The organism is Methylobacterium currus (assembly GCF_003058325.1).
In the GTDB taxonomy this organism is placed as follows: Bacteria; Pseudomonadota; Alphaproteobacteria; order Rhizobiales; family Beijerinckiaceae; genus Methylobacterium; species Methylobacterium currus.
This window is the reverse complement of sequence record NZ_CP028843.1, coordinates 2588288-2614606: the sequence shown is the minus strand read 5'-3', so window position 1 is coordinate 2614606 and position 26319 is coordinate 2588288. Positions and strand designations below refer to the sequence as shown.

The 26319-nt window shown below is 72.7% G+C and carries 24 protein-coding genes; 7 read left to right on the top strand and 17 right to left on the bottom strand.

Annotated features, from left to right (window positions below):
- Nucleotides 1–102: 102 nt before the first annotated feature.
- The 9 genes from DA075_RS12395 to mdeB all read right to left on the bottom strand — a co-directional run bounded on the left by DA075_RS12395 (nucleotide 103) and on the right by mdeB (nucleotide 10867).
- Nucleotides 103–1347, bottom strand: a complete 1245-nt coding sequence (locus DA075_RS12395) for an allantoate amidohydrolase (RefSeq protein ID WP_099953491.1) — start codon at nucleotides 1345–1347, stop codon at nucleotides 103–105.
- Between the two features lie 191 nt (nucleotides 1348–1538).
- Nucleotides 1539–2786, bottom strand: a complete 1248-nt coding sequence (locus DA075_RS12390) for a BatD family protein (RefSeq protein ID WP_099953490.1) — start codon at nucleotides 2784–2786, stop codon at nucleotides 1539–1541.
- A gap of 8 nt (nucleotides 2787–2794) precedes the next feature.
- Complete coding sequence (locus tag DA075_RS12385; protein ID WP_099953489.1) at nucleotides 2795–3619, bottom strand: hypothetical protein; 825 nt, start codon at nucleotides 3617–3619, stop codon at nucleotides 2795–2797.
- Nucleotides 3619–4554, bottom strand: coding sequence for a vWA domain-containing protein (locus DA075_RS12380; RefSeq protein ID WP_099953488.1), 936 nt, complete (start codon nucleotides 4552–4554; stop codon nucleotides 3619–3621). The genes DA075_RS12385 and DA075_RS12380 overlap by 1 nt, the downstream gene beginning before the upstream one ends.
- Nucleotides 4551–5519: a VWA domain-containing protein gene (locus tag DA075_RS12375; protein WP_099956561.1), complete on the bottom strand. Its 969-nt coding sequence runs from the start codon at nucleotides 5517–5519 to the stop codon at nucleotides 4551–4553. Before DA075_RS12375 ends, DA075_RS12380 begins: the two co-directional genes overlap by 4 nt.
- Nucleotides 5520–5524: 5 nt before the next feature.
- Nucleotides 5525–5989, bottom strand: coding sequence for a DUF4381 family protein (locus DA075_RS12370; RefSeq protein WP_099953487.1), 465 nt, complete (start codon nucleotides 5987–5989; stop codon nucleotides 5525–5527).
- Nucleotides 5976–6836, bottom strand: a complete 861-nt coding sequence (locus tag DA075_RS12365; protein ID WP_099956560.1) for a DUF58 domain-containing protein — start codon at nucleotides 6834–6836, stop codon at nucleotides 5976–5978. The genes DA075_RS12370 and DA075_RS12365 overlap by 14 nt, the downstream gene beginning before the upstream one ends.
- A gap of 83 nt (nucleotides 6837–6919) precedes the next feature.
- Entirely contained in the window at nucleotides 6920–7948 is a 1029-nt protein-coding gene (locus DA075_RS12360) for an AAA family ATPase (RefSeq protein ID WP_099953486.1), read from the bottom strand.
- A 186-nt stretch (nucleotides 7949–8134) separates the two neighbouring features.
- Nucleotides 8135–10867: an alpha-ketoglutarate dehydrogenase gene (mdeB, locus tag DA075_RS12355; RefSeq protein WP_099953485.1), complete on the bottom strand. Its 2733-nt coding sequence runs from the start codon at nucleotides 10865–10867 to the stop codon at nucleotides 8135–8137.
- A gap of 352 nt (nucleotides 10868–11219) precedes the next feature.
- Here mdeB and gcvT point away from each other — a divergent pair, with 352 nt between their 5' ends.
- The 3 genes from gcvT (at nucleotide 11220) to gcvP (ending at nucleotide 15766) form a co-directional block, all read left to right on the top strand.
- Nucleotides 11220–12371 (top strand): glycine cleavage system aminomethyltransferase GcvT, encoded by a 1152-nt coding sequence (gene gcvT, locus DA075_RS12350; protein WP_099953484.1) that lies wholly within the window; start codon nucleotides 11220–11222, stop codon nucleotides 12369–12371.
- An 82-nt stretch (nucleotides 12372–12453) separates the two neighbouring features.
- Nucleotides 12454–12816 (top strand): glycine cleavage system protein GcvH, encoded by a 363-nt coding sequence (gene gcvH, locus DA075_RS12345; RefSeq protein WP_099953483.1) that lies wholly within the window; start codon nucleotides 12454–12456, stop codon nucleotides 12814–12816.
- Between the two features lie 100 nt (nucleotides 12817–12916).
- Nucleotides 12917–15766, top strand: coding sequence for an aminomethyl-transferring glycine dehydrogenase (gene gcvP, locus DA075_RS12340; RefSeq protein WP_099953482.1), 2850 nt, complete (start codon nucleotides 12917–12919; stop codon nucleotides 15764–15766).
- Nucleotides 15767–15935: 169 nt separating this feature from the next.
- On the opposite strand, the gene DA075_RS12335 is transcribed toward gcvP, so the two are convergent.
- The 6 genes from DA075_RS12335 to DA075_RS12310 form a co-directional block, all read right to left on the bottom strand.
- The gene (locus tag DA075_RS12335) at nucleotides 15936–16406 is read right to left on the bottom strand and encodes a hypothetical protein (RefSeq protein WP_099953481.1); all 471 of its coding nucleotides are present in this window, start codon (nucleotides 16404–16406) and stop codon (nucleotides 15936–15938) included.
- A 298-nt stretch (nucleotides 16407–16704) separates the two neighbouring features.
- Nucleotides 16705–17418 (bottom strand): DNA polymerase III subunit epsilon, encoded by a 714-nt coding sequence (gene dnaQ, locus DA075_RS12330; protein WP_099953480.1) that lies wholly within the window; start codon nucleotides 17416–17418, stop codon nucleotides 16705–16707.
- A gap of 51 nt (nucleotides 17419–17469) precedes the next feature.
- Nucleotides 17470–18075: a dephospho-CoA kinase gene (coaE, locus tag DA075_RS12325; protein WP_099953479.1), complete on the bottom strand. Its 606-nt coding sequence runs from the start codon at nucleotides 18073–18075 to the stop codon at nucleotides 17470–17472.
- Nucleotides 18072–18935: a shikimate dehydrogenase gene (locus DA075_RS12320; RefSeq protein ID WP_099953478.1), complete on the bottom strand. Its 864-nt coding sequence runs from the start codon at nucleotides 18933–18935 to the stop codon at nucleotides 18072–18074. Before DA075_RS12320 ends, coaE begins: the two co-directional genes overlap by 4 nt.
- Before the next feature lie 12 nt (nucleotides 18936–18947).
- Complete coding sequence (locus DA075_RS12315) at nucleotides 18948–19568, bottom strand: Maf family protein (protein WP_099953477.1); 621 nt, start codon at nucleotides 19566–19568, stop codon at nucleotides 18948–18950.
- 6 nt (nucleotides 19569–19574) lie between these two features.
- A complete protein-coding gene (locus DA075_RS12310) occupies nucleotides 19575–20405 on the bottom strand; it encodes a pyruvate, water dikinase regulatory protein (protein WP_099953476.1) in 831 nt (276 codons plus the stop codon).
- Nucleotides 20406–20936: 531 nt separating this feature from the next.
- On the opposite strand from DA075_RS12310, the gene hemE reads away from it, so the two are divergent.
- From hemE to DA075_RS12290, 4 genes are all read left to right on the top strand, one after another.
- Nucleotides 20937–22025 (top strand): uroporphyrinogen decarboxylase, encoded by a 1089-nt coding sequence (hemE, locus tag DA075_RS12305; protein ID WP_099953475.1) that lies wholly within the window; start codon nucleotides 20937–20939, stop codon nucleotides 22023–22025.
- A gap of 256 nt (nucleotides 22026–22281) precedes the next feature.
- Nucleotides 22282–22704, top strand: coding sequence for a protoporphyrinogen oxidase HemJ (gene hemJ, locus DA075_RS12300; protein ID WP_099953474.1), 423 nt, complete (start codon nucleotides 22282–22284; stop codon nucleotides 22702–22704).
- 37 nt (nucleotides 22705–22741) lie between these two features.
- On the top strand, nucleotides 22742–23605 hold the full coding sequence (locus tag DA075_RS12295) for an alpha/beta fold hydrolase (RefSeq protein WP_099956559.1): 864 nt from the start codon (nucleotides 22742–22744) through the stop codon (nucleotides 23603–23605).
- A 5-nt stretch (nucleotides 23606–23610) separates the two neighbouring features.
- Complete coding sequence (locus DA075_RS12290; RefSeq protein ID WP_099953473.1) at nucleotides 23611–24369, top strand: acid phosphatase; 759 nt, start codon at nucleotides 23611–23613, stop codon at nucleotides 24367–24369.
- A gap of 89 nt (nucleotides 24370–24458) precedes the next feature.
- Here DA075_RS12290 and DA075_RS12285 read toward each other — a convergent pair whose 3' ends face one another.
- Both DA075_RS12285 and DA075_RS12280 read right to left on the bottom strand, forming a co-directional pair.
- Nucleotides 24459–25199 carry a TerC family protein gene (locus DA075_RS12285; RefSeq protein ID WP_099953472.1) on the bottom strand — a complete coding sequence of 247 codons (741 nt, stop codon included), beginning with the start codon at nucleotides 25197–25199 and terminating at the stop codon, nucleotides 24459–24461.
- 15 nt (nucleotides 25200–25214) lie between these two features.
- Nucleotides 25215–26129 carry a lipid kinase gene (locus tag DA075_RS12280; RefSeq protein ID WP_099953471.1) on the bottom strand — a complete coding sequence of 305 codons (915 nt, stop codon included), beginning with the start codon at nucleotides 26127–26129 and terminating at the stop codon, nucleotides 25215–25217.
- Between the last annotated feature and the right edge of the window lie 190 nt (nucleotides 26130–26319).

The following is a 26319-nucleotide window of genomic DNA, read 5'->3' as shown; positions in this document are numbered from 1 at the left end:
GGGGGAAGACGAGGCGCCGGATCTCTCCTGTCCCCGTCCGCGGGGAGAGGAGAGGACCCGCGCCTTTTCCTGCTCCGTCAATTTCTCCAGCCGGACCTACGATCACGGCGTCGCCCCCGCCAGGTCGAGCACCGTGCCCAGCAGCACCCGCGTCGCCGCGTCGGCATCCTCCAGGGTGATCGACTCGGCCGGGTTGTGGCTGATGCCGCCGCGGCAGCGCACGAACAGCATCGCGGAGGGACCGAGCGCCGCCATCGCCACCGCGTCGTGGGTGGCGCCGGAGGGCAGCCGCAGGGGCGCAAAGCCGAGGCGCCGCGCCGCCCGGTCGAGCGCGGCCTGGAACCCCGGATCGAGGGCGACCGCCGCGTTGTCCATGTGGGTCTCGGACGTGAACCCCACCGCGCGCCGCCGCGCGATCGCCCGGCACTCCGCCTCGATCGCCTGAAACAGGCTCAGGCGGTCGGCATCCTCCGGCGCGCGCAGGTCGAGGCTGAACTCGACCCGGCCCGGGATCACGTTGACGGCTCCCGGCACCACCGTGAGCGCCCCGACCGTCGCGACCGCCCCCGGCACCGCCTCGCCCAGGCGCTCGACCGCGAGCGTCATCTCGGCGGCGGCGGCGAGCGCGTCCCGGCGCAGGCCCATCGGCACGGTGCCGGCGTGGTTCGCCTCGCCGGTCACGGTGCAGCGCGCCCGGGTGAGCCCGACGATGCCGGAGACCACGCCGACCGGCTGCGCCGCGGCTTCCAGCGCCGGTCCCTGCTCGATGTGGACCTCGAGATAGCCGGCGATCGCCGCGGGCGTCCGGGCCAGGGCCGGGATGCCGTCCGGGTCGCCGCCGAACGCCACCAGCGCCTCGCGCAAGGTCGTGCCGGCAGCGTCGCGGCCCTCCAGCCACTCGGATTTGTACTGCCCGGCCCAGGCCTTCGAGGTCGAGAGCGAGGTCGGGAAGCGCACGTTCTCCTCGTCGCCGAAGGCCACGACCTCGAGGGCGAAGGGGAGGGCGAGGCTGCGGGCGCGAATCTCTTCGGCGACGACGAGGCCCGCCGCCACGCCGAGCGGGCCGTCGTAGCGCCCGGCATCGACCACGCTGTCGATGTGGGAGCCGAGCACCAGGGCCGGCAGCCCCGGCTCGCGCCCCTCCATCCGGCCGACCACGCTGCCGGCGGCGTCGATCCGCGAAGCGAGCCCCGCCTCCCGCATCAGGCCGAGCGCCGCCTCGGCCGTCGCCCGGTGGGCCGGCGAGAGGTAGAGCCGGGTCAGCCGTCCGGGCTCGTCGGTGTGGCGGGCGAGGTCGTCGATCAGCGCCATCACGCGGGCGCCGAGGCGGGGGGTGGTCTCGGTCATGACGGTCGCGACCCTGCTAAGCAGATTTCCCAAAAGTGGTTGCCGGTTTTGCGACGAAAATCTGCGACAAAACAAGAACCTAAGCGGACGAAGCGTCGGCCCGCCAACGCGAGTCTGCTTGGTGTCGAGCGGACGGTATGCAGGGTCGATGCCGGTCGAGGCAACCGGGTGCGGCGCATGCCGGCGAGCCGTCAGCGCCTCGCCGGGCTCGGGCCGTCGAGGGGGGCGAGGCCGTCCGGCGTCGCGGCGGGCGGCCGGATTCGCCCGAGGTCCCGGGCGAGGCCGGCGAGGTCCGGCACCGGGGCATCGCGGCGGCCAAACAATGCCGCATCGAGGGCGGCGAGGCGCGGGGCGAGGCCGGGATCGGCGCGCCAGGCAGCGGCGAGGGCGGGATCGCGGCGGGCGGCATGGCTGAGGGCGGCGTGGAACCCGCGCGCGTCGCGCCGCCGGGCGGCCCGGGCGAGCGCCCGCAGGGCCGGGGCGGCCAGCGCCTCGCGGTGGCGGGAGAATCCCCAGGCGCTCAAGCCCAGCCCGAAGGCGGCGAGCCCCGCGACGAGCGCCCGCCAGGGGGAGGCCGGGGGAGGGGGCGCCACCTCCGTGCTCTTCGCGGCGCGGGCACCGACGATGCGGGCCGGGATCTCGGCCTCGCGCATCACCCGCGCCCTCGTGTCGAACCACGGGATGGCGATCGCCGACAGGGTGATCGGCTCCGGCACGCCGGGGCGCACGTCCCAGCGATAGGTCACCCGGGCCACCGGGCCCGCCGGGGTGATGCGGGTCTGGCGCTCGACCGGCCCGGCGAAGGTGAGGATGCCGCGGGTGCGCAGCACCGGCCGCGGCGGCAGGGCGTCGGCGGTGAGGCCGCGCGCCTCCAGCGTCACGGTGCGGCGGGCCGGCTCGCCGAGCTTCAGGGTCTCGGGCTCGGGCTCCCAGACGTCGGTCACCGTCAGGCCTTCGGCCGGCAGCCACCAGGGCTCGGGCGCGTCCGGCCCGCCCGGGCCCTGCCAGGCCGCGACCTCGATCGGCAGCGGGTTCGAGCGCACCTCGATCAGCCGGCGCTCGCCGCCATCGACGAGGGTCAGGCGGTGCACGAAGGGGTCGACGACGAAGCGGCCGGCGCCTTGCGGAAACACCGCGACGGTGCGCTCGAAGCCGCGCGCCTCCTGGCCCTGGATCGTGGTGCGGAACCAGCGGTCGCGGCCGAGCTGGGTCCAGCCGAAATGCGGCAGGCTCGGCTGGCGCAGATCCTCCAGCGCGATCTGCGCCCGGTAGGTGCCGCGGATGCGCAGCAGGACCATCTCGCGCGGATAGGGCACGGCGCCGCCCGGCACCTCGGCCGTGACCGAGAGCGCGAGGTCGCCCTCCTCCAGGGCCAAAGCCGGCGAGGCGGCGAGGAGGCCGGCGAGGAGGAACCATCCCGCCAGGGGGTGCCTTGCCATGGATCGCCTCACCACGGGTTGCTTCCGGGCTGCACGGCGGTGCCGGCCTCGCGCCGGCGGGTCTGCTCGGCGAGGATGCGCAGGGAGACGAAGCGGCCCGGATCGTCGGTCAGGGTCGCGAGCCAGTGCCGGTCGGGGCGGATTTCTCGCGATTCGAAGCTCTTCGAGACCCGGCGCACCTCGCGCTCCACCACCTCGGACACGCTGGCATTGCCGCCGCCCCGGCGCCCGCCGCCCTCCGCGTCGCTGGCCGATCCCCGCGCCTGGCCGCGGCCGGGATCGACCGCCCGCTGCTCGGCCCGGCCGGTCCGCGCGGCCTTCGAGTTGCCCGGCGAGTCGGCGGCCGAAGAGGCCTCGCGGTGGCCGGCGAGGCCGTCGCCGGTGGAGGCAGTGCCGGGGTCGTCGGCGTCGGATTCGGTCTTGGTGGCGTAGCGGGTGGCAGCGTCGGCCTGGGCGTTCGCCTGGCCGGCGGTGCGGCCGCCGGGAGCATCCGGCGTGTCGAGGAGGCGCGCCACCACTTCGCGGTTGGCCTTGGCATCCTCGTCCGCCGGGTCGCGGGCGAGCGCCGCGTCGTAGGCGGCAAGCGCGCCCTTGAGGTCGCCGGCCAGCGCCAGCGCGTTGCCCCGGTTGTAGGGCGATCCCGCGAAGGCCGCGGCGGCCTCCGCGTAGCGGCCTGCGGCGTAGAGGGCGGTGCCCCGCCAGGCCGGGTCGTCGCTGACCTGCGCCGCCAGCCCCGGCAGGCCGGCCCCGAGGAGGAGGCGGGCGAGGGCGGCGGGCTCGACGATCAGCCCGGCCAGGGCGAGGCCCCCGGCGGCGAGGAAGAGGGTCCGCATCAGGCGCTCCGCCGGAAGAGCAGCAGGACCGGCACCAGCGCGAGGCCGGCGAGCCAGCGGCCGAGATCCTGCCAGGCCAGCACCGTGTAGCCGCCCTCGGCCAGATGGCGGGCGACCGTCTCGGACACAGCTGCCAGGACCGGACCCGGCGCATCGAGGCTGCCCGCCGCGCCGCCGCCGAGGGAGGCGAGGCGGGACAGGCCGGAACCGTCCGGCCGCGGCGCTTCGGGCGGCAGGGCGGGGCCCGGCACCAGCACGGTGTGCAGCCGGTGGCCCTCCTCCCGGAGCGCCGCCGCCTCGCGCGAAGTCGCCTCGCGGGAATTGGCCTCGTCGAGGCCGCCGCCGTCGCTCACCAGCACCACGTCGCCGGTCACCACCGCGCCCTCGGCGAGCGTCCGGCGGGCGAGCGCCAGGGCGCGCGCCGGGTGGCTGCCGCGGTCCGGCACGGTGGCGCCGTCGAGGGCGAACAGGATCGTGCTCAAGGAGTCGCGATCGGTGGTCGGCGTCGCCACGAGGTAGGCGTCGCCCGCATAGGCAATGACCGCGACGGACTTGGTACCGGCGGCCTCGGCCAGTCCTTGCGCCAGCGCCCGCGCCTCGCCGAGACGCCCGCCCTCGGCGACCGAGCGCGACAGGTCGAGGGCAATGATCGCGGCGTCGAGGTTGCGGAACCCTGCCACGTCGCGGCGCTCCCGGGCCGGGCCGGCGAGGCCGAGGGCGACGAGGATGGCCGCCAGCACCAGCAGCGCCTGCCCGGAGCGGCGCCCGGGCCGCACCGCGCCGCGAGCCTGGAGCGCCGCCATCAGGTGCGGCTCCACCGCCCGCATCCAGTCGCCGAGCGGCGCGGCACGGTGGGCGGCGCGCCAGGCCAGGAGCCCGAGGAGCGGCAGGGCGAGGAGCCACCAGGGACGCAGGAGGGTGAAGGCCTCGGTCACGCCGCCCTCCGCGTCAGCAGCAGGGCGAGGCCTGAGAGGAGCGCCACCGCGCCGGGCCACGGCCAGAGGTCGCGGCGCAAGGGAACCGGCGGGGCCCGGTCGCGCCCGCCCTCCAGGGCGTCGATGCTGTCGGCCACGCCCGCAAGATCCTCGGTGGTGCGCACGCGGAAGAAGCGGCCGCCGCTCGTCGCCGCGACGTCGCGCAGCGCCTCCGAATCGACCACGTCCTGCTCGCCGTCGGCATCGGCGAGGTCGCGGGGGCCGAGGGCGATGGTGTGGACCCGGATGCCGAGGTCGCGGGCAAGCACGGCCACGTCCCGCGGCGTGGTCTGGCCGGCATTGTTGGCGCCGTCGGAGAGCAGCACCACCACCTTCGCCGGGCCCGGAAGGGCGTCGAGGCGCTTCAAGGCGAGGCCGAGACCGTCGCCGATCCCGGTCGAGCGTCCGACGAGGCCGATCTGCGCCTCCTCCAGCGCCCGGGCGACGGCCCGCGTGTCGAAGGAGGGGGCTGCGGCGACATCGGCCTGGTCGGCGAAGATCACGAGGCCGACCCGGTCGCCGGCCCGGCGGCGGATGAACTCGGCCCCGACGCGCTTGACCGCCGCGAGCCGCGAGGTGGTGCGCCCGTCGAGGGCGAAATCGATCCGCTCCATGCTGCCCGAGAGATCGAGGGCGAGCACGATGTCCCGGCCCGAAGCCGGGAGGGCGGCCCCCGGGAGCACCAGCCGCGGGCCGGCGAGGGCCGCGACGAGGCAGGCCCAGAGCAGCCAGGTCAGGGCTGCGCGCCCCCGGGCGCCGACGGTGAGCGGCCCGCCGCGATCGAGCCCTGCGATAAGGGAGGGCGGCACCGCGAGCGCCCCGCTGCCGCCGGAGCGCGGCGGCAGGAGCCGCGCGGCGAGAAGCGGCAGCGGCAGGAGCAGGCCGGCGAGCGGCGCCGCGAAATCGAGGGAGGCGAGGCCGACCATCGTCTTCAAGCCCGCAGGCGCGCGAGGAGCCGGGCGAGGCCGGCTTCCGCCGCGGCGAGATCGGGCGCGGGGGCCGGGGCGTAGAGGTTGTCGGTCAGCGCCCGGCCGGGGCCGCTTCCGAAGAAGTCGGTGCGAAGGGCAGCGTCGAGCCCCGCCGGTCCCTCGACCCCGAGGCTGCGGGCGAGCCGCCGGCTCAACCGCGCCAGGGCGACACGGCGCTCAAGGATCGGCAGGGCGCGGGCGGCGGCGAGCTCGGCCAAAGCCGCCCGGCGGATCGGGCGGGCGCGCCAGCGCGGCCGGAGCCAGGCGGCGAGGCCGGCGAGCGCCAGGCCGAGGGCGACCGCGACCAGGATCTCGGGCCGGACCAGCCCCGGATCGGGCGGAGCATGCAGGCCGCGAAGGCCGGCGAGTCCCCCTTGGAATCCGCCTTGGATGGCCTGCGCCGCCTGTCCTGCCTCACAGCACGGCATCGAGCCGCTCCATCAAGGGGGCGAACCCGTCCGGGCCCAGCTCGGTGTCGAGACGCAGGGAGGCGAGGCCGAGACGGGCATAGGCCGCGAGCCGGTCCTCCGGCACCGGCCGCGCCCGGCCGATCCGGACGGTGCCGCGGCGGCCATCCGGTGTGGCGTAGGGATAGAGGCCGGGCGGGGCGGCGCGCTCGAAAGCGTCGCTCACCAGGATCAGGCTGACGGAAATGCGCTCGGCCAAGACGGCGAGGCTGTCCGAGAAACCCTCGCCCGGAGCATCGAGGGCGCTCGCCAGCACCAGGTGCCCGCCCGCCGGCAGCAGCGCCCGCGCCCGCTCCAGCACCGGGCCCAGAGGCGCGTCGGCGTGGAGCGGGTCGGCGTGGAGCGGGGCCGCGAGGGCGCTCGCATGCGCCCGGGCGAGGCCCTGGCACAGGGCCGCCATGCCGCGCCCGCCACCGCGCGGAGGGAGGGCCACCGGCTCCGCTCCCGCGACGCAGAGCCCGACCCGGCCACCATCGCCGGCGATGCGCCAGCCGAGCAGCACCAGCGCCTCCGCGGCCGCGACCGAGCGCAGGGCGCGGCGGGTGCCGAACAGCATCGAGGGCCGGAAATCCGCCAGCAGCACCACGGCGCGGTCGCGCTCCTCGTGGTGGGTGCGCACGTGCAGCGTGCCGGTGCGGGCGGTGGCGTTGCGGTCGATGTGGCGCACGTCGTCCCCCTCGGCCCACGGGCGCACGTCGTCGGGCTCGGTGCCGCGCCCGCGCCGCCGCGTGACGATGCCGCCGGGCAGCCCCGAGCGCCCCTGGCGCGTCGCCCCGGCGCCGCGGCGGGCGAGATGGCGCAGGCCCATCAGGGCGCCGGCCTCGAGGACGATGCCGGGTTGGGCGAACGGATCGGATTCGGGCAGCGGCCGCGCCACGGTGGCAAAAGTCCTCAGAGGGGATGCACCCGGTCGAGCAGGCCGGCCACCAGGGCGCGGGCGGTCTGCCCGTCCGCCGAGGCGCGCCAGGTCAGGGCGAGGCGGTGCGCCAGCGCGTCGCCGGCGAGCGCCATGACGTCGTCCGGCACGACGTGGTCGCGCCCATGCAGGTACGCCCGGGCCTTGCCGGCGAGCATGAGCGCCAGGGTGCCGCGGGGCGAGACCGGATGCTCGATGGCGCCGCGCAGGTCCGGTGCCGCCGGCCCGCCGCGGGTGGCGGCGACGAGGCGGACCAGGAAATCCTTGAGCGCCGGGGAGACATGGGTCTTGAGCGCCGCCATGCGGGCGGTGCGCAGCTCCTCCGCCGTGAGGCGCACCGGCATCGGCGCGACCTCCTCGGTCATCTCGCCCTCGACGAGGTCGAGGATGCGGCGCTCGGACGCCTCGTCGGGCATCTCGACCACGACGTGGAGCAGGAACCGGTCGAGCTGCGCCTCCGGCAGCGGGAAGGTGCCGGCATGCTCGATCGGGTTCTGGGTCGCCACCACCATGAAGGGGTCGGGCAGCGGATGGGTGGTGCCCGCCACCGTGATCTGCTGCTCGGCCATCGCTTCGAGCAGGGCCGACTGCACCTTGGGCGGCGCTCGGTTGACTTCGTCGACCAGCACCAGGGAGTGGAACAGGGGACCCGCCAGGAACTCGAACCGGCCGCCATCGGGCCGCCAGACATTGGTGCCGGTGAGGTCGGCGGGCATCAGGTCGGGGGTGCACTGGATGCGGGCGAAGCCCGTATCAAGACCGTCGGCGAGGCGCTTGACCGCCCGGGTCTTGGCAAGGCCCGGCGCCCCCTCGATCAGCAGGTGACCGCCGGTGAGGAGCCCGATCAGGAGCCGCTCGACGAGGCCGGACGCGCCGATCAGGCCCGCTTCCAGGCCGGTCCGCAAGGCGTGGAGCCGCGCACGCACGGGATCGTCGGGCGCGGCTTCGTCGAGGCCGATCCTCGTGACGCTCCGCGCCACGGCCTGCTCAGCGCCTCGCGCCATCCCGTGCGTCTCCCCTGGAGGCCGGTGCTTCGCGTACCGGCATTGAGGGGATCAGGCCGCGTCTTCTCGGGGGCGTCAATCCCGTGGGGCGGGCGGGAGAGCTGTTCTTAAGTCCGCGGCGGAGAGCACGGATGCACGGGCAGGGCGCTCCCGAGGAGCGCCCTGCCATGGTCTCGGTCGCGTCCGTCACACCGTCCAGGGCGCCGGCCGGTTCGACGAGATGCCGTAGCGGGCCACCGCCTCCGCCACCTTGGCCCGGTCGAGAGTGCCCTCGTCGGCGAGCGCGGCGAGTGCCGCCACCGCGACATGGTGCCGGTCGACCTCGAAGAAGGCGCGGAGCGCGCTGCGGGTGTCGCTGCGGCCGAAGCCGTCGGTGCCGAGCGTGACGTAGCGGGCCTGGATCGCGGTCGCGATCAGCTGCGGGTAGGCGCGCACGTAGTCGGTGGCGGCGACGACCGGCGCGGAGCCGGACAGCGATTCTTCCACCAGGCTGCGCTTCGGCGGAAGGCCCGGGTTCAGCCGGTTCGAGCGCTCGACCTCGCGGGCCTCGCGGGCGAGTTCGCTGAAGCTCGTCACGCTGTGGACCTCGGCCGCGATGCCCCATTCCTCGGCGAGCAGCTTCGCCGCGGCGATGACCTCGGGCAGGATCGCCCCCGAGCCGAGGAGTCGAATAGCCGGCTCACCATCTCCGTAGCCGGCGAAACGGTACATCCCGCGGATGATCCCGTCGCGCACGCCCTCCGGCATCGACGGCTGGGCGTAGTTCTCGTTCATCGCCGTGACGTAGTAGAACGCGTCGACGTCGCGCTCCATCATGTCGCGGGCGCCGTGGTCGAGGATCACCGCCATCTCGTAGGCGAAGGCCGGGTCGTAGGCGCGGCAATTCGGGATCGTCGCCGCGACGAGGTGGCTCGACCCGTCCTGGTGCTGCAAGCCCTCGCCGCCAAGCGTCGTGCGGCCCGCCGTGGCGCCGATGAGGAAGCCGCGGGCGCGCTGGTCGGCCGCCGCCCAGATCAGGTCGCCGACGCGCTGGAAGCCGAACATCGAGTAGTAGATGTAGAACGGCAGCATCGCGAGGCCGTGGACGCTGTAGGAGGTCGCGGCCGCGGCCCAGGACGAGATCGCCCCGGCCTCGGTGATGCCTTCCTCGAGGAGCTGCCCGTCGCGCGACTCCTTGTAATAGAGCATCGAGCCGGCATCCTCCGGCTCGTAGAGCTGGCCGAGCGGCGAGTAGATGCCGACCTGGCGGAAGAGGTTGGCCATGCCGAAGGTGCGCGCCTCGTCGGCGACGATCGGCACGACGCGCGGACCCAGCTCCTTGTGCTTGATCAGGCTGCTGAACAGCCGCACCGCCGCGGTGGTGGTCGACATCTCCTTGCCGTCGGCCTCGAGCGCGAAGCCCGCGTAAGTGCTGAGGTCCGGCACCGTGACGTGGGCGGCGGTGCGCCGGCGCTTGGGCAGGAAGCCGCCGAGCGTCTCGCGCCGTTCGCGCAGGTAGCGCAGCTCGCGGCTGTTCTCGTCCGGCTTGTAGAATTCCAGCCCCTCGACCTGCGCGTCGGTGAGCGGCAGGGCGAAGCGATCGCGGAACGCCTTGAGGGCGTCGGTGTCGAGCTTCTTCGCCTGGTGGGCGGTCATGCGCGACTCGCCTGCGCCGCCCATGCCGTAGCCCTTCTTGGTCTTGGCCAGGATCACGGTCGGGCGGCCCTTAGCGGCCTTGGCCGCCGCGAACGCCGCGTAGAGCTTGCGGAAATCGTGCCCGCCGCGCTTGAGCTTGTCGACGTCGGCATCCGACATGTGGGAGACCAGCGCCTTCACCTCCTCGTCCTCGCCGAAGAAGTGGGCGAGGTTGTAGGCGCCGTCCTTGGCCCCGAGCGTCTGGTACTTGCCGTCGACGGTGGCAGCGAAGCGGCGCAGCAGGGCGTGGTTGGTGTCGCGGGCGAAGATCGCGTCCCATTCCGAGCCCCACAGCACCTTGACGACGTTCCAGCCGGCGCCGCGGAAGACGCTCTCCAGCTCCTGGATGATCTGGCCGTTGCCGCGCACCGGCCCGTCGAGGCGCTGCAGGTTGCAGTTGATCACGAAGGTGACGTTGTCGAGCTTTTCGCGGGCGGCGAGCGTCAGGGCGCCGATCGATTCCGGCTCGTCCATCTCGCCGTCGCCGAACACGCCCCAGACGTGCTGGCCGGCGGTGTCGGCGAGGCCCCGGTCGCTCAGGTAGCGCATGAAGCGCGCCTGGTAGATCGCGTTCATCGGCCCGATGCCCATCGAGCCGGTCGGCACCTGCCAGAACTCGGGCATCAGCCAGGGATGCGGGTAGGAGCAGAGTCCCTCGCCGGCGATCTCCTGGCGGTAATGCTTCAGGTTGGTCTCGGAGAGCCGTCCCTCCAGGAAGGCGCGGGCATAGACGCCGGGCGCCGAATGCGGCTGGAAGAACACGAGGTCGGCGCCCGCACCAGACGCGTCGCCGGCCTGGAAGAAGTGGTTGAAACCAAGCTCGAAGATCTCGGCGGCCGAGGCATAGCTGGCGACGTGGCCGCCGAGCTCGCCATAGGCCATATTGGCCCGCACCACCATGGCGAGGGCGTTCCAGCGCATGATCGAGGTGATGCGCTCCTCGACCGCGAGGTCGCCCGGATAGGGCGGCTGCTTCTCGAGCGGAATGGTGTTGCGGTAGGGCGAGTAGGGCGGCGTCTCCTCGACGACACCGATCTCCCGGGCCTTCTGCTCCAGCCGGTCGAGCAGGAAGCGGGCCCGGGCCGCGCCGCCGTGGCGTAGGACGGATTCGAGCGAGGCGAGCCAGTCCGCGGTCTCGGCCGGATCCGGATCGGCCACGCCGCGCGGTCCCAGAATGGCTTGCCCGTTCGGGCGCTCGTTCGCGTTGACCGGCACGGCCGGGATCGGCTTGGCGCTCGCGCTCATGGCCCTGGTCCTCCCTGTGATCACGCCAGGATAATCCCCCGGTCGCGGCAGAAGCTGCTTCGTTTGCCGCCGGTCCGGGCGTCAGCGCAAAACATTTTCGCGAGACCGGTCGTGCGCGGTCGATCTTGCCGCAGCGCGGCGAGGCGGCCTTCCGCCCATCCAGGCGTCCGATATGGCCTCCCGGGTCGCTCACCGGGTAGCGTCAATGCCACCTTTGTCCTAAGGTCTGCCCAGAGTCGGGCCGTGCGGGGCCGGCCTTCCCGTCGCTCCCCTCGCCGAGGCCGCTTCGGCAGGGGATTTCGGGGTCGCCTGCCCATCTGCGCCCGCGCATGCCTCGGGACACAGCCTCGCGATGACCGCCGATCCGGCCTCCGGCCTCAGCCTGCTCCAGACCCCCCTGCACGCGCTGCACCAGGAGGTCGGCGCCCGGATGGTGCCGTTCGCCGGCTACATGATGCCGCTGCAATACCCGCTCGGGCTCCTCAAGGAGCACCTGCATACCCGCAAGGCGGCCGGGCTGTTCGACGTCTCCCATATGGGCCAGATCGCCGTGCGGGCCCGCTCCGGCGATCTCGGCGACGCCGCCCGCGCCCTCGAGACGGTGCTGCCGGTCGACGTCGTCGGACTGGCGCCCGGACGCCAGCGCTACGGCTTCCTGACGACGCAAGGCGGCGGCATCCTCGACGACCTGATGCTCGCGAATGTGGGCGACCACTACCTGCTGATCGTCAACGCCGCCAACAAGGCCGCCGGCCTCGCCCACCTGCTCGACGCGATCGGCACCGAATGCAGCGTCGAGCCGGTCGACCGGGCGCTGATCGCGCTCCAGGGCCCGGGGGCGGAAGCGGCGCTGGCCCGCCACCTGCCGGTGGTCGCCGAGATGCGCTTCATGGATGCGCGGCCGGTCACCTTCGCGGGCGAGGACGGCGTGGTCGTCCGGTCCGGCTATACCGGCGAGGACGGGTTCGAGATCGCGCTGCCGGCCGACTCCGCCGTGGCGCTCGCCCGCGCGCTGCTCGCCGACCCCGAGGTGAAGCCGATCGGCCTCGGCGCGCGCGACTCCTTACGCCTCGAAGCGGGCCTGTGCCTGCACGGCTCGGACATCGACCACGACACCTCGCCGGTCGAGGCCGGCCTGTCCTGGGCGATCCCGAAGGTGCGCCGCCGCGGCGGGGACCGGGCGGGGGGCTTCCCCGGTGCCGAGCGCATCCTGGCCGAGCTCGCCGACGGCCCGTCGCGGCTGCGGGTGGGCCTGCGGCCGGAAGGACGCACCCCGGTGCGGGCGGGCGCCGCGCTCTACGAGGCGGCCGACGCGACCGAGGCGGTCGGCCGGGTGACCTCCGGCGGCTTCGGGCCGAGCCTGGAAGGGCCGATCGCCATGGGGGTGGTGCCGAGCGCGCTCGCGGTTCCCGGCACACCGGTCTTCGCCGAGGTGCGCGGCCAGCGCCTGCCCTGCGCGGTGGTGCCGTTGCCGTTCCGCCCCGCCGGCTTCAAACGCTCGTAGGCAGAATGGCCTCGGGCCATTCTGCGCGATCCATCATCGTGAGCATCCTTTCAGAGAAATGATGCTTGGAGAGGACGATCCCATGCTGAAATATACCGACGAGCACGAGTGGCTGCGCCTGGAGGGCGACGTGGCGACGGTGGGCATCACCGACCACGCCGCCGAGCAGCTCGGCGACCTCGTCTTCGTCGAGCTGCCGAAGGTCGGCGCCACGCTGACCAAGGGCGCTGCCGCCGCGGTGGTGGAATCGGTCAAGGCCGCCTCCGACGTCTACGCGCCGGTCGACGGCGAGGTGACGGAGGTCAACGAGGCCGCGGTGAGCAACCCGGAGAGCGTCGGCACCGACCCGCAGGGCGCCGGCTGGCTCTACCGCGTGCGCCTCTCGGACCCGTCCCAGCTCGACGGTTTGATGGACGAGGCCGCCTACCGCGCCTCCCTGGCCTGACCTCTCGGGCCAAAGGATCACTCCCGACGGGCGGAGCGTCCCGACGTTCCGCCATTCGCATTTCGAGCCGCCGACAGGGCTCCGACCGAGGCACCTTTCCATGCCGATGGACAAGTACGACCCCTACGACTTCGCCAACCGCCGCCATATCGGCCCGTCGGTGGACGAGATCGCCCGCATGCTGGAGGTGGTCGGTGCCGCGAGCCTCGACGCCCTGATCGACGAGACCCTGCCGGCGGGGATCCGCCAGACCGAAGCGACCGAGTTCGGCGCCGCCCTGTCGGAGCGGCGGGCGATCGAGCGCCTGCGCGCCACCGCCAACAAGAACAAGCTGCTGACCTCGCTGATCGGCCAGGGCTATCACGGCACCACGATGCCGCCGGCGATCCAGCGCAACATCTTCGAGAACCCGGCCTGGTACACGGCCTATTCCCCCTATCAGCCCGAGATCAGCCAGGGCCGGCTCGAGGCGCTGCTCAACTTCCAGACCTGCGTCAGCGACCTGACCGGGCTCGACATCGCCAATGCCTCGCTCCTCGACGAGGCGACCGCGAGCGCGGAGGCGATGGGCATGGCGCGCCGCATCGCGAGCGCCAAGCCCGACACGTTCTTCGTCGATGCGCAGTGCCTGCCGCAGACCATCGCGGTCCTGAAGACCCGGGCCGAGCCGTTCGGCTGGCGCATCGTCGTCGGCGATCCCTTCACCGACCTCGATCCGGCCTCAGTCTTCGGCGCGATCTTCCAGTATCCGGGCGTCGAGGGCGCCGCCCACGACTTCACCGACGTGATCGCCAGGCTCCACGACGCGGGCGCCATCGCCGTGGTGGCGGCCGACCCGCTGGCGCTGACGGTGCTCAAGCCGCCGGGCGAGATGGGGGCCGACATCGCGGTCGGCTCGATGCAGCGCTTCGGCGTGCCGATGGGCTATGGCGGGCCGCACGCCGCCTACATGGCGACGCGCGACGCCCACAAGCGCTCGCTGCCCGGGCGCATCGTCGGCGTCTCGGTCGATTCCCGCGGCAACCGCGCCTACCGGCTCTCGCTCCAGACCCGCGAGCAGCACATCCGGCGCGAGAAGGCGACCTCGAACATCTGCACCAGCCAGGTGCTGCTCGCGGTCATCGCCTCGATGTACGCGGTGTTCCACGGGCCGCGCGGGCTCAAGGCGATCGCGATGCGCATCCACCGCGACGCGACGCGGCTCGCCGCGGGCTTGAACCAGCTCGGCTTCGAGACCCATCCGGACGCCTTCTTCGACACGATCACCGTCACGGTCGGGCCGTTCCAGGGCGTGATCCTGAAGAACGCCGTCGCCAACGGGATCAACCTGCGGAAAGTCGGCAGCGACCGCATCGGCATCACGGTCGACGAGCGCACCCGGCCCGACATCGTCGAGGCGGTGTGGCGCGCCTTCGGGGGCGATGCGCTGACGTATGACGAATCCTGGCCCGAGCCGCGCCTGCCGGCGGACCTCGTCCGCACGTCGGACTACCTGACCCATCCGATCTTCCACATGAACCGGGCCGAGAGCGAGATGACGCGCTACATGCGCCGCCTCGCCGACCGGGACCTCGCCCTCGACCGGGCGATGATCCCGCTGGGCTCCTGCACGATGAAGCTCAACGCGACCGCCGAGATGCTGCCGATCTCGTGGCCGGAATTCTCGGAGCTGCACCCCTTCGCGCCGAAGGACCAGGCCGAGGGCTATGCCGAGATGATCGCCGATCTCTCGAAGAAGCTCGCCGACATCACCGGCTACGCGGCGATCTCGATGCAGCCGAATTCCGGCGCGCAGGGCGAGTATGCGGGCCTGCTGGCGATCCGCGCCTACCACCTGTCGCGGGGGGAGGGGCACCGCACAATCTGCCTGATCCCATCCTCGGCCCACGGCACCAACCCGGCCTCGGCGCAGATGTGCGGCATGAATGTGGTGGTGGTCGGCGCCGACCGCAACGGCAACGTCGACGTGGCCGATTTCCGCGCCAAGGCCGAGCAGCACGGAAAGAACCTCGCCGCCTGCATGATCACCTACCCGTCCACCCACGGGGTGTTCGAGGAGGCGGTGCGGGAGATCTGCGACGTCACCCACGCCCATGGCGGCCAGGTCTATCTCGACGGCGCCAACCTCAACGCCCTCGTCGGCCTCGCCCGGCCGGGGGACATCGGGGCGGATGTCAGCCACATCAACCTGCACAAGACCTTCTGCATCCCGCATGGCGGCGGCGGGCCCGGCATGGGGCCGATCGGCGTCAAGGCGCACCTGATCCCGTTCCTGCCCGGCCACGTGGAAACCGACGGGCGCGAGTTCTCGGTCTCGGCCGCGCCGTACGGCTCGGCGGCGATCCTGCCGATCTCCTGGAGCTACTGCCTGCTGATGGGCGGGCGCGGGCTGACGCAGGCGACGCGCATCGCGATCCTCAACGCCAACTACATCGCCAGGCGCCTCGCCGGCGCCTACGACGTGCTCTACACCGGCACCCACGGACGCGTGGCGCATGAATGCATCATCGACGCCCGCCCGCTGATGAAGAGCGCGGGCGTCAGCGTCGAGGACATCGCCAAGCGGCTGATCGATTGCGGCTTCCACCCGCCGACGATGAGCTGGCCGGTGGCCGGCACCCTGATGATCGAGCCGACCGAATCCGAGACCAAGGGCGAGATCGACCGCTTCTGCGACGCCATGCTGGCGATCCGGGAAGAGATCCGGGCCATCGAGGAGGGCCGGATGGACCGGGCCGACAACCCGCTCAAGAACGCCCCCCACACGGTCGAAGATCTGATCGGTCCCTGGGAGCGGCCCTATTCCCGCGAGGCGGCCTGCTTCCCGGCCGGCGCCTTCCGGGTCGACAAGTACTGGCCGCCGGTCAACCGGGTGGACAATGCCTATGGCGACCGCAACCTGGTCTGCGCGTGTCCGCCGGTGGAGAGCTACATGAAGGCGGCGGAGTAGATATCGCGTCTCTGGAGACGTTCCGGGCCCCCGGAACGTCGAGGCGACGGACAACGACGATGCCCGGGCAGAGCGCGCCCGGTCATCGCCTCGAGCCGGCATCGCGAGGCTCGCGTTGCCTATGCGGGCGATGGCACGCTCCTTCACGGGATTGTTCGCCGCACCCGCATCAGGGACGATGGCCATCCTTCAGAGTCGGCATGGCCGGCGTGAAGGCGAGGTCGTGCTTCGCATCCACGTCGAAAGACCCCAGAAACGCCGGGCACTTCTCCTTGAGGGCCGGTCGCCGCGCGAGCGAGGGGGCTGTCGTCCCCGTCGCCGCCTCGGTGGTGCCCAAGGCGTCGTGAACGAGGATGCTGCCCGTTCCGGAGCGACAAACCCCGACGCGGGTCAATCCGCCCGTATCCATGCCGATGTCGAGCCGGGCTTCACCGCCGCCTGCCTGCTTCACCGTCAGGCTGCGGTAATATTCCGCCAGGAACGGATGAGCGAACCGTCGCTCGAGCGTGACGCTCAGGCCGGGCAGTTCCGCCGTCGCCGCGTCGCGGAACTCGCCGACCCTGTCGTTGCTCCACATCATCCATCCCACGAGGAGGATCGGCAGGCCGGCGACGATCAGGAGCAGCGCTCCTGCCGCCATCAGGGCGTATGTCAGCCCACGCCTCACCCTGCCCTCCGCCCGTTCTGAACTTTGTCGAGCTGATATCCCGCGTCACGACGCGCCGCGTACGGGACGGCACGCAGATCGTCTAAGCAGATCTGCATCGGGCAACTCTGCTCAGCTCCTTGTTTGCGCATCATTTTCGCCGCCGAACCGGCGGCTACTTCGGCGAATGGTGCTTAGTGCGCTGCCATGAAACTTGAACGCCTTCATGCGACGATCCTGCGAGGATTTTTACTCTTCTCGCCTGCCGCAATCCCCGGTCCACGCGGAAGCCTCACCCCGCCTCCCCGAGGTAATCCCGCCAGACCGCCTTCTCCCCCAGCCCCGCCGCGAAGGCGGCATGGGCCGCCAGCTCGGCCTCGGTGAGGCGGCTGCGGGTCGGGCGGGGGCCATGCGCGATCGGCGCAGCCCGCAACGAGGGCCCGGACGGGCCGGCTTGGCCCTCGACCGTCAGCCCGAGCGTCGTCTGCTTACCACCCAGAAGCTCGATATAGACCTCGGCGAGGATCTGCGCGTCGAGGAGCGCGCCGTGCTTGGTGCGGCGGGAATTGTCGATGCCGTAGCGCGAGCAGAGCGCGTCGAGGTTGTTGGCCGCGCCCGGATGCTTGCGGCGGGCGATCGCCAGGGTGTCGACGACGGATGCCAGCTCGATCGCCGGCGGGGCCCTGTCGCCGAGGCGGGCATATTCGGCGTTGAGGAAGCCGACGTCGAAGGCGGCGTTGTGGATCACCAGGGTCGCGTCGCCGCAGAACTCCAGGAAGTCGGGCAGGATCTGCGCGAAGAGCGGCTTGTCGGCGAGGAAGGCGTCCGAGAGGCCGTGGACCCGGAACGCGCCCTCCGAGACCGGCCGCTGCGGGTTGATGTAGCGGTGGAACTCGCGGCCCGACGGGATGTGATTGAGAAGCTCGATCCCGCCGATCTCGATCAGCCGGTCGGTCTTGGCCTCGGTGCCGGTGGTCTCGGTATCGAGGACGATCTCGCGCAGCATCGTGCGGCTCCCTTCGAGAGAGGTGTTCGGGCCTTGTGTAGCGACGAAGCGTTAACCGGCCCGCCTCGCCGTCACGGCGGCGATCACCGCCTCGACTTGCGCCTCGGCCTGGGGAAAGCCCCGATCGGTCTCGATCAGGAAGTCGGCGCGCCGGCGCTTCTCGGCGTCGGGCATCTGCTTCGTGAGGATCTGCGCGAAGGCGTCTTCCGTCATCCCCGGCCGGGCCAGCACCCGGGCGCGCTGCACCTCGGGCGGGGCGGTGACCACCGCGACGGCGTCGCAACCCGCCTCGCCGCCGGTCTCGAACAGGAGCGGCACGTCGAGGACGACGAGGGGCGCCGACGCATGGGTGGCGAGGAAGGCGTCCCGCGCCGCCCGCACCAGGGGATGGACCAGGGATTCGAGGAGGCGCAGGCGGTCCGGCTCGCCGAGCACCGCCTTGCGCAGGGCGACGCGGTCGACCGACCCGTCGGGGGCGAGCGTCCCGGGAAATGCCGCGCCGATGGCCGACGCGGCAGCCCCGCCCGGACCGTAGAGGGCGTGCACGCAGGCATCGGCGTCGTGGACCGGCACTCCGCGCGCGCGGAACATCGCCGCGGTGGCGCTCTTGCCCATGCCGATCGAGCCGGTGAGGCCAAGGATGACGGGCCGGCTCACCCGTGACCCCCGAGGTCGGCGACGATGCGGGCGCGCAAGGAAGGCGTGACCTCGGGCGTGCGGCCGAACCAGCGGGCGAAGCCCGGCACCGCCTGGTGCAGCAGCATGCCGAGCCCGTCGACGCCTGCGAGCCCCCGGGCCCGGGCGGCGGCGAGGAGCGGGGTTTCGAGCGGCACGTAGACGATGTCGGCCACCGCCGCCGCGGCCGGCAGGGGCGCGAGATCGAGGGTGAGCGGATCCTGGCCCGCCATGCCGAGGGCGGTGGTGTTGATGAGGAGCCCGGTGGCGGGAAGCTGGGCCGGCACCGAATCCCAGGAAACCGCGGTGATCCGGGCCGGATCGAGGGCGGTCAGGCTCTCCGCCCGCTCGGCGCTGCGGTTCGCCACGATCAGGCGGGAGAGCCCGCGTTCGAGGAGCCCGACCAGGATCGCCCGGGCCGCCCCGCCAGCGCCGAGCACCAGGGTGGCGCGTCCCTCCGTGAGGCCCGTCGCCTCCGGCCAGCCCGCGCCCAGGCTGGCATCCAGATGGGCGAGGAAGCCCGGCGCGTCGGTGTTGTCGCCGTAGAGGCGCCCGTCCTCGAACCACAGCGTATTGACGGCACCGATCCGCTCGGCCCGCGGGGTCAGCACCTCGACGAGGCGGAAGGCCGCCTCCTTGTGCGGGATCGTGACGTTGCCCCCCACCCAGCCCTCTGCCCCAAGGCTGCGGATGAAGTCCTGGAAGGCGTCGGGATGGACGTCGACGCGCTCGTAGGAGCCGGGCAGGCCGTGCTCGGCGAGCCAGTGGCCATGGATCAGCGGCGAGCGGGAATGGGCGATCGGGTGGCCCACCACGAAGGCTCGGGGATGCGGGGTCGTCATCGGAACATCGTCTCAGAACGCCAGCAGGCCCCGCCCGCGCAGACGCGCGAGCAGGGGCAGGAGCGGCAGGCCCAGGATGGTCGAGTGGTCGCCCTCGATGCGGTCGAACAGGTGGATGCCGACGCCCTCGAGCTGGTAGGCGCCGACGCTGCCGGTGACGGCGGGCCCGGCGGCGTCGAGATAGGCGGCGATGCCCGCCTCATCGAGGGGCCGCATCGTCAGCCGCGCGGTCGCGACGAAACGCTCGACCACCGCGCCGCCGACGGCCAGGGCCACGGCGGAATGCAAGGCGTGGGTGCGCCCCTGCAACCGCGCGAGGTGGACGGCCGCCCCCGCCCGGTCGGCGGGCTTGTGGAAGACCGTGCCGTCGAGGTCGAGCACCTGGTCGGCCCCGATCACCACCCGGTCGGGCCTCTGCGCGGCGACCGCGCCGGCCTTGGCGGCGGCCAGGCGGCCGGCGAGGGCTTCGGGCGACAGGCCGGCGGCCTCCGCCTCGACGGCGCGCTCGTCGACGCCGGGCGCCTGGATGTCCACGGCCAGGCCGGCGGAGGCGAGCAGGGCGCGCCGTGTCGGGCTGGTCGAGGCGAGGAGGAGCGGCGCGGACCCGCGCCAGAGGGAGGGAGCGTGCGGCATCGGCGTCTAGTTGGCGATGAACTTCAGCCGGTGCTCGCGGTGGAGATCGACGATCGCCGCCGCCGTCTCCTCGATCGAGCGCCGGGTGACGTCGATCACCGGCCAGCGGTTGCGGGCGAAGAGCCGGCGCGAGGAGGCGATCTCGTTCGCCACCGCGTCGCGGTCGACGTAGGAGGAGGAATCGTCGGCCTTGAGGCTGAGCAGGCGGTTCTGGCGGATCTGCACGATCCGCTCCGGCGAGGCGATCAGCCCGACGATGAGCGGCTGGCGCAGGGTCTCCAGCACCGCCGGCGGCGGCACGCCGGGGATCAGCGGGATGTTGGTGGTCTTCAGGCCGCGATTGGCGAGGTAGATCGCCGTCGGCGTCTTCGAGGTGCGGCTCACCCCGAGCAGGATCACGTCCGCCTCGTTGAGGTCGAGCGGCAGGTTGCCGTCGTCGTGGGCGAGCGTGAAGTTCATCGCGTCGATGCGCTTGAAGTACTCCGCGTTCAGCATGTGCTGCGCGCCCGGCCGGGCGGTGGAGTGGGTGCCGAGATAGGATTGCAGCAGCCGGTGCACCGGCTCCAGCACCGAGAGCAGCGGCGAGCCGGTGGCCCGGCAGGCCTCCTCCAGCCGCTCGGTCAGCTCGCGCCCGACCAGGGTGTAGAGCACGATGCCGGGTGCCTGCTCGATCTCGTTGATCACCCGTTCGAGCTGCGTGCCGGAGCGCACGAGGGGATAGACGTGCTCGATCGCCGAGACCCCCTCGTACTGCGCCGCCGCCGCGCGGCCGACATTGATCAGGGTCTCGCCGGTGGAATCCGACACGAGGTGGAGGTGGAAGTAGCTGCGGACCACGCGGGCTCCCCGGGCTCGCCGCTCAAGCGCGGCGGACGCACCGATTCCGGCGCCCGGCCTGTCGTCCACCGATCGGCCGCGCGGAGTCGATGAGTGTGGATAATGCGCCGACGAAGCGAGGTCCAGGCGCGAGGGCTGTGGGTTAACGGCGCCGTGCCTCAACAGGCCGGCCGTTAACGCTCGTGGCGGGCCGCCCGTGGGAGAATCCGGGACGCGACACCGCCGATTCGAGTCCGACGGGACCTAAGCCCCACGGGACTCTCGCGATCCTTCGACAATGGAGCAAATCTGTTAAAGCCCTCTTAACGCACCGGCGATGGGGACGGGCTGTGGACGCCGCTGGAGGCCCACGACGCCTGCCCCCAATAGAAAAAACAGATTCCTAGAATCTCTCTTTTCTTTTCAGAGGCCTGGGTGGGGACGGCGATCGCCGCGGGTCGCGACGACGCGCCGGGCTGGCGCCGGGGAGCGGTTCTCGGCATAGGAAGCGAGCCGCCGGCGTGGCGGCACAAGGTTTTCGGGGGGCAGAGCATGGGCGGGACCGCGGGAGCCGGACGGGGGGGCGCGGAGCGGCCGCTCCTGCGGGTGCTGAACGGCGAGGCCCTGTCGCCGCCGCCGGCCTGGATGATGCGCCAGGCCGGGCGCTACCTGCCGGAATACCGGGCGGTGCGGGCCGAGGCCGGCTCCTTCCTCGACCTGTGCTACAACCCCGACTTCGCCACCGAGGTCACCCTTCAGCCGATCCGCCGCTTCGGCTTCGAGGCGGCGATCCTCTTCTCCGACATCCTGGTGGTGCCCCACGCCCTCGGCCAGGACGTGCGCTTCGTGGAAGGGGAGGGGCCCCGCCTCGACCCGCTCGCCGGCCGGCCCGAATTCGATGCGCTGATCGGGGCGGGCGACCCGCGGGTGATGCGCCACTTGGAGCCCGTCTTCGCCACCGTCTCGCGCCTGCGGGCGGAGCTGCCGGCCGAGACGACGCTGCTCGGTTTCTGCGGCGCGCCCTGGACCGTGGCGAGCTACATGATCGGCGGGCGCGGCACGCCGGATCTCGCGCCGGCGAGGGCCCTCGCCGCCCGCGACCCCGCCCTCCTCGACGCCCTAATCGACCGGCTGGTCGCGGTCTCGACCGAGTACCTGGTGCGCCAGTTCGAGGCCGGCGCCGACGCGGTGCAGATCTTCGAGAGCCATGCAGGCAGCCTGCCGGACGTGCCCGCCGGGGAGGCCGGCGACGCGCTCGCGCGCTGGAGCTTCCAGCCGATCGCCCGGATGGTCTCCGGCATCCGCGCCCGGGTGCCCGGCGCCAAGATCATCGTCTTCGCCCGTGGCTCGGGGCTCGACGGCCATGCCCGCGTGGCCGAGGAGACCGGCGCCGACGCGGTCGGGGTCGACTGGGCGGTGGACCTGAAGGCGTTGCGCGCCCGCCTGCCGGCCTCGGTGGTCACGCAGGGCAACCTCCATCCCGAGACCCTGATCGCCGGTGGCGAGGCCCTGGACGCGGCGGTGGACGCGATCCGGGAGGCCACCGCCGGCACGCCCCACATCTTCAACCTCGGCCACGGCATCACCCCGCAGACGCCGATCGCGCATGTCGAGCGGATGCTGGCGCGGCTGCGGGGGTGAGGGAGGGCGGGTTCGTCCTGCGCGACGGACCTGCCGCCCTCTGCGTCATCCCGGTGCCGCGAAAGCGGAACCCGGGATCCGGAACCGCCGACGCTTCAGGACGAAGCGGAACGCCGACCGACTTCTCCTGTCCCGCCAGCGGTGATGGATCCCGGGTTCTCGGCTGCGCAAAGCCCCGGGATGACGCAGAGGACGAGAATATCGCCGAGATAGATTATCGCGTCATCGAATATCCTCCGACAGGGACGATCCCACCGTGTATCTCTGGATCAAGGCCGCCCATATCATCTCGCTCATCGCCTGGATGGCGGCGATGCTCTACCTGCCGCGGCTGTTCGTCTATCACGCCGCCGTGCCGGCGGGATCGCCGCAGGGCGAGACCTTCAAGGTGATGGAGCGGCGCCTCGCCAAGGCGATCATGCTGCCGGGCATGATCGCCACCTGGATCTTCGGCATCGCCCTCGTGGTGATGAGCGGCGCCTACACCCAGGGCTGGATGCACGCCAAGTTCGCCCTGGTGCTGGCGATGAGCGGCATCCACGGCTGGCTGTCGCGGATGGTCAAGGACTTCGCCGCCGGCCGCAACACCCGCAGCCCCAAATTCTACCGGGTGCTCAACGAGGTGCCGACGCTCCTGATGATCGCCATCGTGATCCTGGTGGTGGTGAAGCCGTTCTGAGGGACACGTCCTGTCTCAAGGAGACGTCATGGCGGGAATCGAGACGCAGACCCTCTCCCTCACCCTGGCCGGGCGCTCGTTGAGCCTGCCGGCCGACCGGATCGGCGAGGGACCGCCGGCCCTGCTGCTGCCGGCCCTGTCCTCGATCTCCACCCGCGAGGAGATGCGGCCCCTGGCGGCGCGGCTGTCCGCCCGCCACCGCTGCCTGGTGCCGGACTGGCCCGGCTTCGGCGCGCAACCCCGGGCGCGGGTGGCGCTCGCCCCCGACACGCTCAACGCCTTCCTGGACGCCCTCCTGGCACAGGAGCCCGGGCCCTACGCGCTCGGGGTCGCGGCGGGCCACGCGGCCGGCTACCTCGTCGCCGCGGCGGCGCGGCATCCCGGCGCCTTCGCCCGGCTGGTCCTGGTGGCGCCGACCTGGCGCGGGCCGCTGCCGACCGCGATGGGCGAGGAGCGCCGGCCGCTCTTCGCGACATTGCGCCGGGCGGTCGAGGCGCCGCTCCTCGGCAACCTGCTCTACCGGCTCAACGTCAGCACGCCGGTCGTGTCCCGGATGATGCAGGCCCACGTCTATGCCGATCCGGCCCGGGTCACCCCGGCGCTGCTGGCCGAGAAGCGGCGGGTGACGCACCAGCCCCGGGCCCGCTTCGGCACCGCCGCCTTCGTCACCGGCGGCCTCGACCCGGTCTGGACCCGCGAGGACTTCTTCGCCCTGTTCGGCCCCGGCCTGCCGCCGGTGACGATGCTCCACCCGAAGGGCGCGCCGCGCCGCTCCGGTGCCGAGATGACGGCCCTCGCCGAGAGCGGGCTTGTCCGAAGCGTCGCGATCCCCGGGGCGCTCGCCGCCCACGAGGAATGCCCCGAGGCGGTCGCGGCCGCGATCCTCTCGGCCGAGGCGTGAGACGAGTGCGGGCGCCGCTCGCCCTCTGCCTGGCGCTCGCCGCGAGCATCGCCGCGGCCGAGCCGGCGCCCCAGCCCTACCTGGCGCCGGGCGCCCTCGACGCCGGCGCGATCCTGCCCGCGCCGCCGAAGCCCGGCAGCGCCGGGCACGAATCCGACGCGGCGACCTACGCGGCCACCCGGGCGCTCGCCGGCTCGCCGCGCTGGTCCCTCGCCGCGGCTGACGTCCCGTCCGGCATCGCCGCCCTCCTCGACGGCTTCTCCTGCGCCGCCGGACGGCGGCTCGATCGCGCCCGCCTTCCGGCCCTGGCCGCGCTCCTCGCCCGCGCCCGCCGCGACGTGGTGGCGGTGGTGCGCGATGCGAAACTCCGCTTCGCCCGGCTCCGGCCGCATGTCGGCAACGACGCTCCGCTCTGCGTCGACCGCAGCGAGGCCCTGGACAGGAGCTTCGCCTATCCGTCCGGCCACGCCACCGAGGGCTGGACCTTCGGCCTCGTCCTCGCCGCCCTGATGCCGGAGCGCGCCGCTTCGCTCCTCGCCCGCGCCCGGATCTACGGCGAGAGCCGGATCGTCTGCGGGGTGCATTGGGCGAGCGACGTCGAGGCCGGCCGGCTCGCCGGCAGCGCCCTGTTCGCCGCCCTCGTCGGCGATCCCGCCTTCCGGGCCGACCTCGACCGCGCCCGGGCCGAGCTCGCGGCCGCGCCGTCAGGACCGGCGCCGGAGACGGCCGCCTGCGCCCGCGAGGCGGCGGCGGCCCTGCCGTGAGGCCGGCGACACCAGGATCCCCGAAACGAAAACAGCGCCCGATCGCATCACGATCGGGCGCCGCCGTCAGAGCGTCGGGATGAGGAGCGTCACGCCGCCTTGCGCTTGGCCTGCCGTGCGCGCCGCCCGAGGATGTTGAGCACCTCGACGCCGGCCGAGAAGGCCATGGCGGTGTAGACGTAGCCCTTCGGCACGTGGGCCCCGAAGCCTTCCGCGATCAGCGTCATGCCGATCATGATGAGGAAGCCGAGGGCCAGCATCACCACCGTCGGATTGGCGGCGATGAAGCGCGACAGCGGGTCGGCGGCGAGCAGCATCACGGTCACCGCGGCGAGCACCGCGATCACCATGATCGGCACGTGCTCGGTCATGCCGACCGCCGTGATGATGCTGTCGATCGAGAAGACCAGGTCGAGGAGCAGGATCTGGCCGATCGCCGCCGTGAAGCCGAGGGAGGCGGTCCCGCCGGTCCTCTCCTCCGGGTCCGGGTCGAGGCTGTGGTGGATCTCCTTGGTGGCCTTCCAGAGCAGGAACAGGCCGCCGGCGATCAGGATCATGTCGCGCCAGGACAGGCCCTTGCCGAAGATCTCGAAGACCGGCTGGGTCAGGTGGACGATGTAGGCGATGGTGCCGAGCAGGGCGAGGCGCAGGATCAGGGCGAGCCCGATGCCGATGCGCCGGGCCCGCGACTGCTGCTCGGCCGGCAGCTTGTTGGTGATGATCGAGATGAAGATCAGGTTGTCGATGCCGAGCACAACCTCCATGACGACGAGGGTCGCGAGGGCGGCCCAGGCCGTCGGGTCGGCGGCGAGCTGAACGAGGGACTCCACGGCGAAACGGTCCTCTTACGGGAAGATCGAGGGACGGCCGGTTGGGGCCGTCGGGGCATGGACCTGGATGGCCTTCGACAGCACCCGCACATGGGCGGGGGTGTAGGTCGTCAGCTCACCGTCGGTATTGACCGGGCGCGGCTTCCTGGTGCGCAGGACCACCTCGGTGGTCTGGAAGGCGCGCACGTCGGCGGCTTTCCCCTGCGTACCCCGGCGCAGGGCCGGCAGCAGGGCGAGGAGCCGCCACCAATGGGCGACCTCGAGGCTGTAGAAGTTGAGCAGGCCGTCGTCGACGGTCGCGTTCTCCTCCACCGTCATGCCGCCACCGTAATGGCGGCCGTTGCCGACCGAGACCTGGATGGTGCGCACGGTCTCCACCACGCCGTCATGCTCGATATAGACCGTGAACGGCCGCGCCCGGCGCAGGAGCCGGAAGGCCGCGACGCCGTAGCCGATCGTGCCGAGGCGGCGCTTGAGGTCCGCCGTCAGCTCGCCGGCGAGATCGGCCGAGAAGCCGATGCTGGCGACGTTGAAGAAGTAGTGGCCGTTGACGCAGCCGAGATCGATCGGCCGGGCCGGCACGCTCGCGATCACCTCCGCCGCCTCGATCGGGTCGGCCGGCAGGCCGAGGCTGCGGGCGAGGTCGTTGGCGGTGCCGAGCGGCAGGATGCCGAGCGGCAGCTGCGCCTCGGCCAGCGCCTGGGCGGCGGCGTTGAGGGTGCCGTCGCCGCCACCCAAGATCACCATGTCGCAGGTGGCGGCGTGGCCGTGGATCAGCGCCTTGCAGTCGGTCTCGCCCGGCGGCGGCTCGACCGGCTCGATGCCGCCGCGGCGCAGCACGCCCCTCACGGCGTCGAGGTCGAACCCGCCGTTGCGGGCTTTCTTGTTGACGACGAGCAGGGCCCGCCGCGTCGCCTCAGCGCCGGACATCGGCGCCTCCGGCATGGAGGAAGGGGAATGAAGTCGGGATGACGCGCAAGGCTGCGGGCCCTCCAGTGCGATCGTGCCGCGTCAGCACAAAGGCAGCGAAGGGGTCCGACATCGCGGTCGACGCCTCGAACCGCCAGAGGGGCCCGGACCCGGGGAGACCATGAGGTGGGGTCGCGGCCGCGCTTGGCAA

Excerpts from the sequence above, each read along its gene's own strand:
- DA075_RS12315 (WP_099953477.1), bottom strand. The coding sequence starts at position 19,568 with ATGCCGCACGCTCCCTCCCTCTGGCGCGGGTCCGCGCCGCTCCTCCTC.
- gcvT (WP_099953484.1), top strand. The coding sequence starts at position 11,220 with ATGACCGCCGATCCGGCCTCCGGCCTCAGCCTGCTCCAGACCCCCCTG.
- DA075_RS12360 (WP_099953486.1), bottom strand. The coding sequence starts at position 7,948 with ATGGCGCGAGGCGCTGAGCAGGCCGTGGCGCGGAGCGTCACGAGGATC.
- mdeB (WP_099953485.1), bottom strand. The coding sequence starts at position 10,867 with ATGAGCGCGAGCGCCAAGCCGATCCCGGCCGTGCCGGTCAACGCGAAC.
- gcvP (WP_099953482.1), top strand. The coding sequence starts at position 12,917 with ATGCCGATGGACAAGTACGACCCCTACGACTTCGCCAACCGCCGCCAT.
- DA075_RS12280 (WP_099953471.1), bottom strand. The coding sequence starts at position 26,129 with ATGTCCGGCGCTGAGGCGACGCGGCGGGCCCTGCTCGTCGTCAACAAG.
- DA075_RS12385 (WP_099953489.1), bottom strand. The coding sequence starts at position 3,619 with ATGCGGACCCTCTTCCTCGCCGCCGGGGGCCTCGCCCTGGCCGGGCTG.
- hemE (WP_099953475.1), top strand. The coding sequence starts at position 20,937 with ATGGGCGGGACCGCGGGAGCCGGACGGGGGGGCGCGGAGCGGCCGCTC.
- DA075_RS12370 (WP_099953487.1), bottom strand. The coding sequence starts at position 5,989 with ATGCCGTGCTGTGAGGCAGGACAGGCGGCGCAGGCCATCCAAGGCGGA.
- DA075_RS12320 (WP_099953478.1), bottom strand. The coding sequence starts at position 18,935 with ATGACGACCCCGCATCCCCGAGCCTTCGTGGTGGGCCACCCGATCGCC.
- dnaQ (WP_099953480.1), bottom strand. The coding sequence starts at position 17,418 with ATGCTGCGCGAGATCGTCCTCGATACCGAGACCACCGGCACCGAGGCC.
- DA075_RS12395 (WP_099953491.1), bottom strand. The coding sequence starts at position 1,347 with ATGACCGAGACCACCCCCCGCCTCGGCGCCCGCGTGATGGCGCTGATC.
- DA075_RS12390 (WP_099953490.1), bottom strand. The coding sequence starts at position 2,786 with ATGGCAAGGCACCCCCTGGCGGGATGGTTCCTCCTCGCCGGCCTCCTC.
- gcvH (WP_099953483.1), top strand. The coding sequence starts at position 12,454 with ATGCTGAAATATACCGACGAGCACGAGTGGCTGCGCCTGGAGGGCGAC.
- DA075_RS12335 (WP_099953481.1), bottom strand. The coding sequence starts at position 16,406 with ATGGCGGCAGGAGCGCTGCTCCTGATCGTCGCCGGCCTGCCGATCCTC.
- DA075_RS12375 (WP_099956561.1), bottom strand. The coding sequence starts at position 5,519 with ATGGTCGGCCTCGCCTCCCTCGATTTCGCGGCGCCGCTCGCCGGCCTG.
- DA075_RS12365 (WP_099956560.1), bottom strand. The coding sequence starts at position 6,836 with ATGGGCCTGCGCCATCTCGCCCGCCGCGGCGCCGGGGCGACGCGCCAG.